General features: G+C 62.9%; 11 protein-coding genes. 6 read left to right on the forward strand and 5 right to left on the reverse strand.

Features of this window, described 5'->3' with window-relative positions:
- Nucleotides 1-65: 65 nt before the first annotated feature.
- The 5 genes from FZF13_RS09360 to FZF13_RS09380 all read right to left on the reverse strand — a co-directional run bounded on the left by FZF13_RS09360 (nt 66) and on the right by FZF13_RS09380 (nt 7,287).
- Complete coding sequence (locus FZF13_RS09360) at nt 66-1,592, reverse strand: ABC transporter substrate-binding protein (RefSeq protein WP_024924412.1); 1,527 nt, start codon at nt 1,590-1,592, stop codon at nt 66-68.
- A gap of 572 nt (nt 1,593-2,164) precedes the next feature.
- Entirely contained in the window at nt 2,165-3,535 is a 1,371-nt protein-coding gene (locus FZF13_RS09365) for a serine hydrolase domain-containing protein (RefSeq protein WP_024924413.1), read from the reverse strand.
- A 65-nt stretch (nt 3,536-3,600) separates the two neighbouring features.
- On the reverse strand, nt 3,601-5,172 hold the full coding sequence (locus FZF13_RS09370; RefSeq protein ID WP_024927259.1) for an ABC transporter substrate-binding protein: 1,572 nt from the start codon (nt 5,170-5,172) through the stop codon (nt 3,601-3,603).
- Between the two features lie 57 nt (nt 5,173-5,229).
- Nucleotides 5,230-6,099 (reverse strand): MurR/RpiR family transcriptional regulator, encoded by an 870-nt coding sequence (locus FZF13_RS09375; protein ID WP_024927188.1) that lies wholly within the window; start codon nt 6,097-6,099, stop codon nt 5,230-5,232.
- 366 nt (nt 6,100-6,465) lie between these two features.
- Entirely contained in the window at nt 6,466-7,287 is an 822-nt protein-coding gene (locus tag FZF13_RS09380; RefSeq protein WP_244437901.1) for a MurR/RpiR family transcriptional regulator, read from the reverse strand.
- 323 nt (nt 7,288-7,610) lie between these two features.
- On the opposite strand from FZF13_RS09380, the gene FZF13_RS09385 reads away from it, so the two are divergent.
- The 6 genes from FZF13_RS09385 to FZF13_RS09410 are packed head-to-tail and all read left to right on the forward strand — an operon-like array spanning nt 7,611 to nt 14,312.
- Nucleotides 7,611-9,200, forward strand: coding sequence for an ABC transporter substrate-binding protein (locus FZF13_RS09385; RefSeq protein WP_024927544.1), 1,590 nt, complete (start codon nt 7,611-7,613; stop codon nt 9,198-9,200).
- A gap of 22 nt (nt 9,201-9,222) precedes the next feature.
- Nucleotides 9,223-10,149: an ABC transporter permease gene (locus FZF13_RS09390; RefSeq protein ID WP_024923422.1), complete on the forward strand. Its 927-nt coding sequence runs from the start codon at nt 9,223-9,225 to the stop codon at nt 10,147-10,149.
- Nucleotides 10,146-10,997 (forward strand): ABC transporter permease, encoded by an 852-nt coding sequence (locus tag FZF13_RS09395; RefSeq protein ID WP_036254962.1) that lies wholly within the window; start codon nt 10,146-10,148, stop codon nt 10,995-10,997. Before FZF13_RS09390 ends, FZF13_RS09395 begins: the two co-directional genes overlap by 4 nt.
- Before the next feature lie 2 nt (nt 10,998-10,999).
- The gene (locus FZF13_RS09400) at nt 11,000-11,953 is read left to right on the forward strand and encodes an ABC transporter ATP-binding protein (protein ID WP_024923420.1); all 954 of its coding nucleotides are present in this window, start codon (nt 11,000-11,002) and stop codon (nt 11,951-11,953) included.
- Nucleotides 11,950-12,939 (forward strand): ABC transporter ATP-binding protein, encoded by a 990-nt coding sequence (locus tag FZF13_RS09405; RefSeq protein ID WP_024923419.1) that lies wholly within the window; start codon nt 11,950-11,952, stop codon nt 12,937-12,939. The genes FZF13_RS09400 and FZF13_RS09405 overlap by 4 nt, the downstream gene beginning before the upstream one ends.
- 11 nt (nt 12,940-12,950) lie before the next feature.
- On the forward strand, nt 12,951-14,312 hold the full coding sequence (locus FZF13_RS09410; protein WP_024923418.1) for a serine hydrolase domain-containing protein: 1,362 nt from the start codon (nt 12,951-12,953) through the stop codon (nt 14,310-14,312).
- Nucleotides 14,313-14,357: the final 45 nt, after the last annotated feature.

Here is a 14,357-nt window from a genome sequence, read left to right on the forward strand (position 1 = left end):
ATCCGCGCGGCGTTCGCGGCAATGAGCGGACGCCAGCCGTGCCGGCGCCCGCAATTGTCAGCTTGTTACTTCTTGATCGAAGCGTTCCAGAAGTACGGCCACGGGGCCGGGTCGACGCCTTCAAGCTTGTTGGAAATCGAACCCACGGCATTGAAATTGCCGATCTTGATGAACGGCACGTCGCCGTAAATGACCTTCTGCACGTCGGCCCAGAGCGCCACGCGCTTGGCCGGGTCGACCTCGGCGGTGAAGGCATCGACCGCAGCCTTGCGTTCCGGCGTGTCCCACCAGCCGGGAGCGGTGGTCGACAGCGAACCGATCAGCGCCGGCTCCGGCAGGAACGGGCTGTGGGTGATGTAGATGTCCCACAGGCCCTTCTCGGCGCGGCGCTGGGTCAGTGTCGCCCAATCCACTACTTGCAGGTCGACATTGAAGCCGGCCTGCTTGAGATACTCAGCGGCGACCTGCGCCATCTTGTAGTGGAACTCGTATTGGCGGCTGGTCAGGATGCGGACCGGCTCGCCCTTGTAGCCGGCGGCGGCGGCCGCTGCCTTGGCACCCTCCGGGTCAGCGACGTTGTAGTTGCCCTTAACGCCGGCGTCGGTGCTCCAGGCAAAGTTCGACGGATAGATGCTGCCCTCGAGCGCATAGAAGTCGGTGCTGCCGAAGGCCGCCGCCAGCATGTCTTCCATGCTGAGCGCCTGGCGGATCGCCTTGCGCACCTCGATGTTTTTCGCCGAACCCTCGGCCGTGTTGAAGATGAACACCGGATAGCCGAACGGCTTCAGCAGGATGGGGTGCGTCGCAGTTGCCCCCTTCAACTTGTCGAATGATTCCACCGGCAGGGAGTCGACATAATCATATTGGCCGGAGACGGCGGACTCGACGCGGGTGTTGGCGTCCGGCACCGGCACAAAACGGATCTCGTCGAGATAGGCATGGCGGGCGCCGCCGTAACCGTCGCTGGCTTCGGAGCGCGCCTTGTAGCCGTCGAAGCGCACCAACTGGATGTACTGATCGGCCTTGCGTTCCTTCAGCATGTAGGGGCCGGTGCCGACGAATTCGGTCATCGTATCGGCCTGCTTCTCGGACGGAATGATGATGGCGGCTGAGTTGTTGAAGGCGAGAAGCGAGGTCAGCGGCGCGTAGGGCTGCTTGAGCGCGATGGTGACGGTCGACGGATCGGTCGCGGTGATCGAGGCGATGAAGTTGCCGGCCTGCTTGCCGCGCGAGGCGAGCTTGATCCAGCGGTTCAGCGAGGCGACGACGTCAGCCGAATCCATGTCCGAACCGTCATGGAACTTGATGCCCTGGCGCAGCTTGATGGTCATGGTCTTGCCGTCAGCGCTGATCGCTGGCAGCGCCTCTGCCAGAAGCGGCGTCACGCCCCACTTCTTGTCGAATGTATAGAGCGTCTCGAATATGTGCTGGGTAACGATGCCTACCAGGTCGGCGGTGGACGTCATCGGATCGAGCGTCGGCGGCTCACCAATGGTGGCGACGTTGATCACGCCCCCCTTTTCCTGCGCCATGAGATAGCTTGGCGAGGCCAGCAAAAGCATGGCAGCCAAGGATACAAGTTTCAGCTTCATCGAACGTCCTCCCTCACGTATTCCACAATAATGGAATTTAAGCTGTTATTAGAGAGTACATGACGAGTTTGTGCTGTCAATGGTCGCAGCGAAGACGGTGAAATTTCAACCAAGAATTGCCGAAGCTTCTCCTATCCCGCCCCGCGCAATTTTGTAGCGCCGCAAGTACCGCTCATTCGCACGCACCTATTCCTGCTGGCGTCCGCGATTCCGATCAAACTGCAAGAAAAACCGACACGTCGATAGACATCTGTTCGTCCTTGAACATGTCAGAAATTCTCGCAATGATTGCAGTTTGCGCCCCTATAGTCTTTGAACTTCAGCACTGCCCCCGCCGCGAGATTTTGCATCGCCAATGAAGCGCGCGCGGACGGGTGACGCGCTGCTGTACTTGTTGACAGCGAATGATTTCAGCGGCCAGGCGGTCTGCCTGATCGGCTAACAATCGGTCAGCTGGCCGCCGAGCGCGTCCGGTAGACGTGCGTTGAAGGTGTCTCGTAGACGGCTGGCGATTGGACGCAGCATGTCAGTGGCGACGCCAGCCGAGATGCCAGGGCGGGTCCTGCACGATACTATTCCATGTGAAAACGCATCGCCGCGATGCGGCCGTCGGCTTGCCGGTCGACGGTCCAGTGCATGTGGTAGCGGCCGGTGGCGAGGCGATAGTGGCGGCGGTCGCCGGCGTCTTCGATGAGCTCCATGTTCGCCACGCCGAGATCGGATTCGCTTTCGGCAATCAACTGGTCGAACCACTTGTCGGACCACAACCGCCAGCATTCCTCGCTGAACGCCTCCGATGTGGCGCTGCGTCTTGCAATCGCCTTGATGAGCATCGCGTCGCGGCTCGTGAGCGCCGGTTTGCTGTCAGCGACGGGCTCGTGAGGGGCGACCGCGCCATCGAAGAACCCGGCGACCTTGTGGGCGATGCGCGCGACCTGGGCGGAGTCTATGTTGGCCAGCACCGCCACCGAAAGCCGCTGATCGGGGAAGCGGGCGAGTTCGGCGCGGAACCCGTCCCAGGTGCCGCCATGCCTGATCTTGCGGTGGCCGCGTATCTCGGAATTCTGCCAGCCCAAGCCGTAGCCGTTGATGGCGGGGCGGCCATCCGACGTCAGCGTCGGCTCGAACATCGCGGCAATCGTCTCGGACCGGAACACTCGCGGCCTGTCCAGTTCGATGAACCAGCGGGCGATGTCGCGCGGCGAGAAATAAAGCCCGCCGTCGCCGGTGCGCAGCATGGTCGGTGCTGTCCAGTGGCTATTGCGCAGCGCGCCCGAATGGCGGCTGTAGCCGCTGGCGCGGTTCAGGACGATGTCGTGACTGCTGGCCTCGCGCGCGCTTGCCATGCCTGCGGGCGCAAACAGTCTTTCCCGGAGCGAGGCGTAATAGGGCTTGCCCGTGATGCGCCGGACCACCAGCGACGCGACGATGTAGCTGATGTTGGAATAGAGGTAGCTCTCGCCAGGGGCGAAGGCGAGCGGCGACATGCTGGCGAGCGCCAGCAACTGCTCGTCGCTGTGGTCCTGCCAGAGGTTGACCGGAACGACGTTGTTCTCGATTGGCGCCGGTGCAAAGACATCGGCGAAATTGCCGAAGCCGCTGGTCATCGACAGCAGGTGACGGATGGTCATATCCGCCCAGCTCCTGGGCACCTCGGTCAGGTAGCGGTCCACTGGGTGGTCGATATCGAGCAGTCCGTCCTGCAACAGGATCAGGATGGCAGCGGCAGTGAACATCTTGCCGGTCGAACCCGAGTGGAAAATGGTGTCGGCCGTGGCCGCGACCCTGTGTTCGATATTGGCGAGACCGTAGCCGCCGAGGTGCAGGATCTCTCCGTCCCGGACGATTGTTACCCCTAGCCCGGGGATTTCATGCGCCTCGATTTCGGCATGGAGATATCGTTCCAGCTCGGCGGCCGAGCCGGGTTCCTTCATCACGTCCATAAAGTATCTCTCCAGTGGCAGGGCATGCAGGCAGCGCAGGGGCTTTTCGCCCCCGCCACCTCCCGCTACTGCGCGGGCCTGATGTCAACGATCGAATAGGGCGCCCGGAACGTCTCGGGCGCGATGAGGCGCGTCTTGTTGAAGGCCATTGTCTGCGCCGGTTCGTGAACGGGCGCAGCGACGAAGTTGGCGAGCAGGTGGGCGTGGTACTTGCGGAAGTTCTCCACCCGCTCGTCCCAGGTCTTCGAGCCATACATGGCGAGGTCGTGCAGCTCCTCGGACTTCGGCTCATCCCACATCGACAGGTTCCATGAATCCAACCGCTTGGCGCTGAAGAACCAGTCGAGAATGTCGGCGTTGGTCCATGAATAGGGCTGCAGCACGAGTTCGCGCTCCGGCTTACGGAACTGGTCGCGATAGGTGCCGGCGTCGAAGACCGTGATCTCGATGCCGATACCGACCGCCTTCAGCTGTGCCTGGATGATCTCCGCGGTGCGCCGATATTCGGTGTCGGCCCGGGCCCACAGCTTGACCTGTAACGGCTTGCCGTCCTTGCTGCGGATGCTGTCGGCGCCTAGCGTCCAGCCGGCCTCGTCAAGCAATTTTGCGGACCGGGTCGAGTCGTTGCGGATTTCCGTGGCGGGATCGACCTTCGATTCCGGAAGGCTGCTGACCAAAAGCTGGTGTGCCTCCTTGCCGACGCCGCCATAGACGCTCTTGAGGATCGCGCCCTGGTCGATGGCGAGCGCGATGGCCTGGCGCACGCGGATGTCGGTGAAGGGAGCCGCCCGGGTGTTGATGGCGACGAAGGTGATGCCGTAGCCGGGCAGGTCGCGCATGTCGAGATCGGCTTCGGACCGAAACTGCGGCAGGAAGTCGGTCGGCACGTCGAGCAACATGTCAACCCCGCCCGTCCTGAGTTCGAGGAAGGCGGTGGACGCGTCGGGGATCTCGCGAACCGTCAGGCGCTTGATGTACGGTGCGACCTTGTTCTCGGTCAGAGGGCTGCTCCAGGCATAGTCCTCGTTGGCGACCAGCACCGTCTCCTGCCCGACCACGAAGCTCTCAAGCTTGTAGGGACCGGTTCCCACTGCCTGGATGACACCATAGTCGGTGCCTGCCGCGTCGAACGCCTTGGGGCTGGGGATGCCCATGTTCATCATGGCCAGGTTGAAGATCAGGTTCGGCTCGGGCCGTTTCAGCGCGAAACGCACCATGTGCTCGTCCAGGGCCTCGACCTTGTCGATGGCGTCGACCATGTACTCGTTTTCGGTGCCCCTGAATTTGGGGATCCACCAGACGATAGTCGCGGCGTTGAACGGCTCGCCATCCGTGAAGCTGACACCCTTGCGCAACTTGAAGGTCCAGTTCAGTCCATCCGGGCTGACCTCCCAGGATTCGGCGAGATGGGGATGATAGGATTGGTCGGCAGCCTGCTCGACCAAGCGATCGTAGATCAGGCCGGCGGCCATGTTCAGGGTCACCGCGCGGACCGGGTCGTAGCTGGCGGCTCCTTGTTCCTGGCGGGCAAGCACGACGACGGCCTCTGCTTCGGTTGCCACTGCAGGCGTCAGCGACCCCACCACTGCAACAAGCGAAAACAGCGATGCCGAAGCAAGGAATTCACGGCGGTTCATGTCAAATCCTCCCTGATTTGATGTGCGTTGGTGATGCTGTCCTGGAAAATGCGCGCGTCAGCGCTCCGGTCGGCCGGCGTGGCCGACGAAGTCGCCGTAAAGCTCCGACATGCGATCGAGCCGTGCCTCGACATCGGCGCCGAGCTCGCCGATGACGCCGTTCAGCATGAGGTGGACAAGCGAAAGCATCGGTCCGTTGGTGTCCCAGAAAAGATTGATTTCCGAAGGCAGCGCGAAGACCTCGGACGTGCTGCCATGCGCCCAGTCGCAGAACTGGTCGGTGATGAGCGTAACCGGCACCCCGGCGTCCGTCGCCCGACGGGCCAGGAGGGCGGCCTGGCGCGAATAGCGCCGGGCATCGAACATCACGAGCGCCGTCTTTGCCGGATCGGCCAGCAACACCTCGGAAAAATTGCCGGCGGAATGATCGATGAGCTGCACACCCTCGCGCACATATTGCAGAAGCTGCGCCATGGTGACGGCGATGCCGCGCTCGCTCTGGAAACCGACGATGAAGATGCGCTCACGGGCGGCAAGCCGGTCGACGGCCGCCTTGAACTGCGCTGACCTCGCCAGCTCATAGACCTTGACCAGCGCCGCCATCTCCAGCTCCAGGCTTCTGGCAAGGTCACTGCTGCCCTTCTTGCTGGTCGCCTGGAATTCGCGCAGCCGGTCGCCGATCAGCCACGGGCTGTCGGCAATGTCCGTCTTCAGGTCGGCTTTGAGATCCTTGAAGTGCTGGTAGCCGAGCGAGCGGCAGAAGCGGCCGACCGTCAGTTCGCTGACGCCCACTTTCTCGGCCACGGTCATCGCCGTCTCGAAGGGCAGCTCGCTGAGATTGGCCAGCATGTAGGTCGCGATCGAACGGCCGCCGCGCGAGCCCTTTTGCAGGCTTTCGGTCAGTCGCTGGCGCACTGTTCCCGGCATCGTCTTCTCCTCCTCAGGATCTGGATATGACAGTTTTCTGAAGTTATAGCAAGAATGACAGTTTTACGTCATTACGAAAGCCGGCTGACAAGCCAGCCACGCACTGAGGCAGCACGTCTCGAATTCCGACCTGATGGTGAGTGCTCTGGAGTAGGGCTCGAGCGGGAACAACGTCGACCTAGTGCCGAACCTCGCCTGGACGGTCGAACGGGAGCATGTCACGGCGCCTCGCACGACAGGGCGCGCGATCAAGCCGGGCTACGTCGAAGCGTCTTCAACAACCATCATCGATGAGAACGGGCAACCACGCCTGCGCGACATCGGGCGAAGACATCCAAGCGACTGCAGGCGCAATCCGCGGCGAGGCTAGTCGCCGACATAGCCTGTGATCTTTCCGTGAAGCTCGGAGACCTTGTTCATGCGCCCTTCGACGGTGACGCCGAGTTCATTGAACACCCCGTTGATGAGCAGGTTGCCAAGGCTGGCCATCTGGGCAGTCGATTCCCAGAACATGCCGAACTCGGTGGGCACGACGAACATTTCGTCGACCACGTCACGTCCCCAATCGCAGAAAGCATCCGTGACCAGGGTAATCGGGATCTTCGCCTTCTGCGCTTCCCGCGCCAGGAACAACGTCAGCCGCGAGTAGCGGCGAGCCTCGAACATCACCAGGCAGGTGGATTTGGGCGGGCTCAGCAGGATTTCGCTGAAGTTGCCGCCGGCAACGTCAGCCATCTGAACACCGGGCCGAAGGTACTGCATCTGGTTGGCAAAATACTGCGCGATGCCTCGCTCGGTCTGGAACCCCGCGACAAACATCTGGGGCGTGCTTGCCAGGCGCTTGACCGCGCGGTGCCACTCCTTCGTGTTCGCGATCTCGTAGATCCTCAGGAGAGCTGCGATCTCCAGTTCCAGGCTGCGCGCCAAAGCGTCGCCGTTCTGGCTGCGATCGCGAAATTCCTTCAGCCGGTCACCCGCCAGCCAGGGCTGGGTTCCGATGTTGTCCCTGAGGTCCTCCTTCAGGTCCTTGAAACGCGCATAGCCCAACGCGCGGCAAAATCGCCCGACAGTCGGCTCGCTGACGCCGACCTTGCTGGCCAGGGTCGCAGATGTCTCGAAAGGCACCCCGCTCAAATTTGCCAGCATGTAGTTGGCGAGCGCTTTCTCCGCATTGGTGGCGGTGTTCAAGCGTTCAACGAGCCGGCGGCGGACCGATTCAGTCATTCTGGCTTCCCTGCCTGGGGTTCGACATTCTGCAAGATTTATATCACAGACACGATTGACGTTTGTTTTTTTTCACAATAGCGTTGCCCTACCCCGTTGAGGAGCGAGGGAAGAAAAACACTGCCTGATTTACGGCAGGAGCCAGATCCACCAGCAACCAAGACAAATAGAGCGCAGCATGGATAGGTCATCTGACCATCCATTGTCGTGAGTTATTTCTGTACCAAAAAATAAGCTGCCTCGGCAGCACGGCTGGCTTTTGGTATTTTACCAAGGGGAGGATAACCATGAATCGACGTAGGTTTCTTGTATCGGCATCTGTGCTCACCTTGGCCGCAAGCCTCGGCCTGGCTGCCAGGGATGCGGCGGCTGCGGCAGACACCGAGGCCGTATTTGCGCTCGCCAGTTCCGAGATCGGCGCCGCGTCGCAGGATCCCATCCGAGCCACCTTGCTGAGTACGGTCGTGATGCTGATCTACGACCGGCTGATCGAGCAGGATGTCGACCAGTCCTATCATCCCCACCTTGCGGAATCCTGGGAAACCAGCGCGGATGGCATGAGCTGGACCTTCAAACTGCGGCAAGGCGTGCGCTTCCATGATGGCGAACCCTTCAATGCGGCGACCATAGCGTGGTGGATCCCCAAGTTCAAAGGCACCCCCAACGAGTACCTGGTCGACGCGATCGATCGCGTCGAGGCGGTGGACGAACATTCCTCCCGGTTCGTCATGAAGCGGGCGGACCCCAACCTGATCTTCAATCTGGCGTCCGCCTTCATGGGCATTCCCTCGCCGAAGGCCTACGACGAAGCCGGCGATAGCTACGGCGTGGCGGTGGCGGTCGGCACCGGCCCCTACAAGCTCGAGAGCTTTGCCGTTGGCCAGGAGGCCATACTGGTCGCCAACGAAGACTATGCCTGGGGATGCGACCTCTCCGAGAACAAGGCGGCCCCGCACATCAAGCGGCTTACGATGCGCGAAATCCCCGACGCGTCCACGGCCTTCCTGGAGCTGAAGACCGGCGGCGTCGGCATGCTTCTCGGCGTGCCCAGCCAGTTCGTGCCGCAACTCGAGGCGGACCAGAACGTTGGCTTCCGCACCCTGCCCGGCATGGGCGTGACGTATCTCGCCTTCAACACCCGCACCGAACCGTTCGGCGACATTTCCGTACGCCAGGCAACCGCCCTGGCGGTCGACCAGGGCGCCATCCACAAGAGCGTCTTCAACGGCGTCGGCCTGGAAGCGCATCAGTTCCTGATCAGCTCGCTGCCGGAATCGAAAATCGATCCCAAGTTGGAGATCCGCCATGACCTCGGCAAGGCCAACGAACTGCTGGACAAGGCAGGGTGGCTGCGGGGAGGCGACGGCATCCGGGCCAAGGATGGCAAGCCGCTGAAGATCAAGTTGACCGCCCAGTCGGAAACGGCATTCAAGCGCACGGCCGAGATCGTCCAGGCCCAGCTCAAGGCGGTGGGCATGGACGTCGAGATTGTCATCTTCGACAGCACCACCGTCGTCGACCAACTCAAAAAGGGCCTGCACCAGCTGGCGGTGCGTCATTACGACTGGAACAACGCCGACATTCTCGACTGGTTCTACAGCGCCAAGAACATCCCCTATCCGAACTCCTCGGGTTGGCAGGACGAAAAATCACAAGAGCTTCACGACATCGCCATGCAGCAGTCGAAGACGCCGGAAGAGCGCGTGGTCAACTTCAGGAAGTATCACGAGAACCTGGTCGGCAACTTCCTGTTCGCACCGATCCATGAGCCGGTGCAAAACTACGCCTTCAACAAGACGCTGCTCGATGTGCCGGAAAAGTTGCGCGGCACGCAGCTCGTGCAGGCGACCGTCGTCGACATCAAGGTCGTCGGCTAACAGTTCGGAGCTGCAGTACGAAATGATCGGCTTCACGTTGAGGCGGCTGCTGCTGCTGCTGCCGGTGTTCTTTGTCGTCTCGCTGGTGGTGTTCTTCATCATTCACCTGGTGCCGGGCGACCCCATCGACAATCTGATGCGCGCCGGCTCGTCTCCCGAGCAGCGCCTTCAGATCGCCGCCAAATACGGCCTCGATCGCAGCCTGGTGGAACAATATTTCACCTGGATGGGCCGGCTCCTGACCGGTGACCTTGGCACATCCATCGTACAGGGTCGCCCGGTCAGCGGATTGATCGCGCAGAACCTACCCTACAGCCTCCAGCTGGGCGGAGCGGCACTGCTGTTCTCGACGCTGACCGGCATCGCCGCCGGCGTCATCGCTGCCAGCTACCAGGGCACGCGCATCGACGACGCCATCACCGGCTTCATCCTGCTCGGCTCGACCGTGCCGAGCTTCTGGCTCGGCCTGCTGCTGATCCTGGTCTTTGCGGTATGGCTCGGCTGGGTTCCCGTCTCCGGCGCCCGCGGCTGGAGCTCGCTCATCCTGCCCGTCATCGCAGCGGGCTTAGGCGGTATCGCGCTGGTGGCCCGGGTGACGCGGATCGCCATGATCGAGACGTCGCGGCAGGATTTCGTCATGCTGCTGCACGCCAAGGGCTTGCCGCCATTCATGATCCAGCTGCGCCACGTCTTGCGCCACGCCATGGTTCCGGTCGTCACCATCCTCGGCCTGCGCATCGGCTGGGTGCTCGGTGGCGCGGTGACCATCGAATATGTCTTCGCCCGTCCCGGCCTCGGCTCACTGCTGATCCGTGCGCTCAACCAGCGCGATTATCCCCTCGTGCAAGGTTGCCTCCTCATGCTTGCCATGGCCGTCATCATCGGCGCCCTGATCGGTGACATCGTTCAGGCCGCCATGGATCCTCGCCAGCGCGAGGCACGGTCATGATGGGCCGTCGCGCACTGGCATTGCTCAAGGCGATCTCCACCTTCAAGGGAGGGATCTCCGGCACATTTCTCCTGCTGCTGGTGGTCGGCGCGCTGTTTGCGCCATGGCTGTCACCATATCCATACGACCAGCAGGACCTCGGGATCATGAACCAGGCTCCGTCGCTGACGCATCTGTTCGGCACAGACGAATTCGGTCGCGACGTGCTGTCGCGGATGATCACCGGCGCGCGCACCTCGCTTTCGGTCAGCATCACGGCGATCGGCATCTCGGTGTTGCTCGGCTTGGTCCTCGGCGCGACCTGCGGCTATTTCGGCGGCGCGTTCGACCGCGCCGTGATGACCGTCGTCGACTTGACCTGGTCGTTCCCCGAAATCCTGATCGCGCTGATGCTGGTGGCGATCATCGGACCGGGACTGGAGGGCGTGGTGATCGCCATCGCCATCGCCTACCTCGCGCAGTTCACCAGGCTGACGCGCACCCAGATCATGTCGCTCAAGAGCGAGACCTATGTGGAGGCAACCGTCAGCCTCGGCGCCGGCCACACGCACATCCTGTTCTCGCATCTGTTGCCGAATGCGCTGGCGCCGGTGCTGGTGGCGGCGATGCTGGCAACCGGCGACGCCATCATCCTCGAGGCGACCCTTGGCTTCTTTGGCCTGGGCGCGCAGCCGCCGACGCCGAGCTGGGGCGCCATGATGAGCTCCGGCACGGCGCAACTGTTCATCGCACCCTGGGTGATCCTGCTGCCCGGTCTGGCGGTGGCGCTGACAGTGGTCTTCCTGAACCTCTTCGGCGACGCGGTGATCGCAGCGCTCGATGTCCGCACCAAGCTCAGGGACGCCTGAAGATGCTGCTGAATTTGGAAATGCTACGGATCAGGTTCGGTGCCTTTTCGCCAGTCGACGAAGTCACGCTGGGCGTCGATCGCGGCGAGATCCTCGGGATCGTGGGGGAATCCGGTTCGGGCAAGTCACTGACCGCAACCGCGATCATGGGTCTGCTGCCGCGCATTGGCGGCCAGGTCGCGGCCGGCAGCATCCGCTTCGATGGCGCCGAGCTCGTCGGCATGCCGGAACGGCAGCTGCGTCGGCTGCGCGGCGGACGCATCGCGCTGATCACGCAAAACCCGATGACCTCGCTCGATTCCATGATGCGGATCGGCCCGCAGATCGATCAGGCAGCTCGGCTGCACCTCGGTCTCGGCCGAAGTGCTGCCCGCGCCAGGAGCCTCGAGCTGATGGCAGACCTGCGCATCCCCGATCCCGCCTCGGTCTACAACCTGTTCCCGCACCAGCTTTCCGGCGGCATGAAGCAGCGCATCGTCATCGCCATGGCGCTTGCAGGCGACCCCGAGCTGTTGATCGCGGACGAGCCAACCACTGCGCTCGACGTCACCGTCCAGGCACAGATCGTACAGATCCTCGTCGACCTCGTGCGGCAGCGAGGGCTGGGGCTGATCCTGATCACCCACGACATGGGCGTCGTTGCTCAGGCCTGCGATCGCGTCGCGGTGATGTATTGCGGCCGGGTGGTCGAGCTGGCGCAGGTCGACGCGCTGTTCCAGCATCCCCGGCACCCCTACACCCAGGCGCTGATCCGCTGCATTCCGCGGCGGGACATGGCGCCGGGAACGATGACCGCCATCCCTGGCATCGTGCCAACAGCGATGACGCAGCCGCGCGGCTGCCGGTTCAACCCGCGTTGCACGCGCGCCGCGGATCGCTGTCGTGTGGAAATCCCCGAGCTTCGCGTCGGTGCAGGCGGCAACGGCGTTGCCTGCCATCTGGCGGAGGCAGCATGAGCGACCTTCTCACTGTCTCCGGGCTGAGCCGTCGTTTCGTCGATGGCGGGCTGTTGCGCAAGCGCAAGGTGTTCCATGCGGTCAGCGACGTTTCCTTCAACCTGAAGCGCGGCCAGATCCTCGGCGTCGTCGGCGAGTCCGGATGCGGCAAGTCCACCCTCGCCCGGCTTGTGCTGCGCCTGATCAGTCCAAGCGACGGCCAGGTCACCTTCGACGGGGTCGACATGGCCTCATTGTCGCGCGCAGATCTGCGCAGCCTGCGCCAGCGCATGCAGCTGGTTTTCCAGGATCCCTATTCGGCAATCGACCCGCGCTATTCGGTCAGGGACGCGTTGCTCGAGCCATTCCGGGTACAAGGGGTGAAAGCGAAGGCGCCCGACGAAACCGTCGCTTCGCTGCTCGACATGGTCGGCCTCAACACCTCACTGGCGCAAAGCTATCCGCACCAGCTTTCCGGCGGTCAGAAGCAGCGCGTCGGCATCGCCCGGGCGCTGGCGCTCAATCCGTCGCTGGTGGTGCTCGACGAGCCGACGGCGTCGCTCGACGTTTCCGTGCAGGCCCAGATCGTTTCGCTGCTGGAGCGGCTGCGCCAGGACCTCGGGCTGACATATCTGTTCATCTCTCACGACCTCGGCCTGGTGCGCTATTTCTGCGACCAGGTGCTGGTCATGTATCTTGGCCGTGTCGTGGAAATGATGCCAAGCGATGCCGAGCCCGCGCATCCCTACACCCGCGCGCTTCTCGACAGCACGTTCGAGCCCGACCCCCGCCAGCGCCGCGCGATCACGCGGCTCTCGGGTGAAGTCCCCAGCGGCTACGACCTGCCGGCCGGGTGCGCCTTCGCCAATCGCTGCCCGCGCGTCTCCGACCTCTGCCGCCGGACGCTGCCGCCGCTCTCGGTGCAAGCGAACGGGCAGCAGGTGGCCTGCCATCATCCGCTCGTCAGTGCGACCGCGGAGACCGCCGAACGCAGATCGGTCGCGTGAGGAAGACAACCATGAGCCACACTGAAGAGCTTGACCGCTACCTGCAGGCGGAGATCGAAAACAGCCAGGTGCCTGGTCTCGGCGTCGCCATCGTCGGCAATGGTGAGATCATCCACCTTGCCGGCTACGGCCTGGCCAATGTCGAGAACAACACCCCGGTCTCCCCCGATACGGTTTTCCATTCCGGCTCGACCGGCAAGATGTTCACCGCAACATCGGTTCTGTTCCTGCTGCAGGATGGCCGCATCGGACTGGACGACCAGATCCTGACCTATATCCCCGAGGGGCCGCAAAGCTGGGTGGGCATCACTATCCGCCATCTGCTTTCGATGATGGCCGGGCTGGGCAATTTCGAGATCGCCTTCGAACCAACCGAGGATCGGGACGGCATCGTTCATTACAATCTTTGGCAGGACCACAGCGACCAGCAGCTGATCAACCTGGCGCGGCGTTCGCCGCTGCTCCACGCCCCGGGCGAAGGCTATCGCTACAGCAACACCGGCTACATGCTTGCCGCCATCATCGTCGCCCGCGTCTCCGGCAAGCCCTACTACGAACTGTTACGCGAACGCCTTTTCGGACCGATAGGCATGGCGACGGCGCGCGACGCATCTTGGTACGACATCGTGCCCAACCGCGCCGCTGGCCACTGCATTCGCGACGGGCGCCTCGAAAACCGCTACTGGGCCGCACCCACCCTGCAGCGCACCGGCGACGGCGGGCTCTATTATTCGCCACGGGACATCGCCCGTTGGCTGCTGGAGCTGGACGATCCCAAGGTGCTGAACCACGATCTCATTGACCTGATGTCCAACCCCGTGCCGATGCGCAATGGCCAGTTTTCGTTCAACAGCTACGGGCTGGGCTGGCAGAACTCCGAACTGCGCGGCCATCGCAAGATCCGGCACGGCGGCACATGGGATGGCTTCCGCGCCGAGATCGCGCGCTTCCCCTCGCGCAAATTGTCGGTCTGTGTTTTCGCCAACACCGATGAAGCCCAGGTTGCACGCATCGCCCAGAAGATCGCGGGCATCATCGATCCCGCGCTTTCTCCATACGAACCGATCCCGGACGACGATGCCGGGCAGACGCAACGAGACCGCGAGCTGCTGCAGGCGATCGTCGAACGCCGCGCACCGCGCCAGGCTTTTGCCGATGAGACATGGCGCCTGTGGAACAATAGCTGGTTCGAGCAGATCGCATCGACGGGAATTGTGGTTGCCGGCAATCCGCTCGAACTCACCCACCATGAAGGGGACGCCGCATCCCATCTGAGGCGCTATCGCATGGGACTGGGCGGTTACTTCCTGCACTGGTCGATCATACGCGGCGGCGACGGCCGTATCGGCGAAATGCGGTTCCACATGGAGTAGCCAGAACCCGGGGCCGCTGCCTGGCCAGTGCGGCAAGGTAGGCCC

Source organism: Mesorhizobium terrae (assembly GCF_008727715.1).
GTDB classification, from domain to species: Bacteria; Pseudomonadota; Alphaproteobacteria; order Rhizobiales; family Rhizobiaceae; genus Mesorhizobium; species Mesorhizobium terrae.

Excerpts from the sequence above, each read along its gene's own strand:
- FZF13_RS09360 (WP_024924412.1), bottom strand. The coding sequence starts at position 1,592 with ATGAAGCTGAAACTTGTATCCTTGGCTGCCATGCTTTTGCTGGCCTCG.
- FZF13_RS09365 (WP_024924413.1), bottom strand. The coding sequence starts at position 3,535 with ATGGACGTGATGAAGGAACCCGGCTCGGCCGCCGAGCTGGAACGATAT.
- FZF13_RS09370 (WP_024927259.1), bottom strand. The coding sequence starts at position 5,172 with ATGAACCGCCGTGAATTCCTTGCTTCGGCATCGCTGTTTTCGCTTGTT.
- FZF13_RS09375 (WP_024927188.1), bottom strand. The coding sequence starts at position 6,099 with ATGCCGGGAACAGTGCGCCAGCGACTGACCGAAAGCCTGCAAAAGGGC.
- FZF13_RS09385 (WP_024927544.1), top strand. The coding sequence starts at position 7,611 with ATGAATCGACGTAGGTTTCTTGTATCGGCATCTGTGCTCACCTTGGCC.
- FZF13_RS09390 (WP_024923422.1), top strand. The coding sequence starts at position 9,223 with ATGATCGGCTTCACGTTGAGGCGGCTGCTGCTGCTGCTGCCGGTGTTC.
- FZF13_RS09395 (WP_036254962.1), top strand. The coding sequence starts at position 10,146 with ATGATGGGCCGTCGCGCACTGGCATTGCTCAAGGCGATCTCCACCTTC.
- FZF13_RS09400 (WP_024923420.1), top strand. The coding sequence starts at position 11,000 with ATGCTGCTGAATTTGGAAATGCTACGGATCAGGTTCGGTGCCTTTTCG.
- FZF13_RS09405 (WP_024923419.1), top strand. The coding sequence starts at position 11,950 with ATGAGCGACCTTCTCACTGTCTCCGGGCTGAGCCGTCGTTTCGTCGAT.
- FZF13_RS09410 (WP_024923418.1), top strand. The coding sequence starts at position 12,951 with ATGAGCCACACTGAAGAGCTTGACCGCTACCTGCAGGCGGAGATCGAA.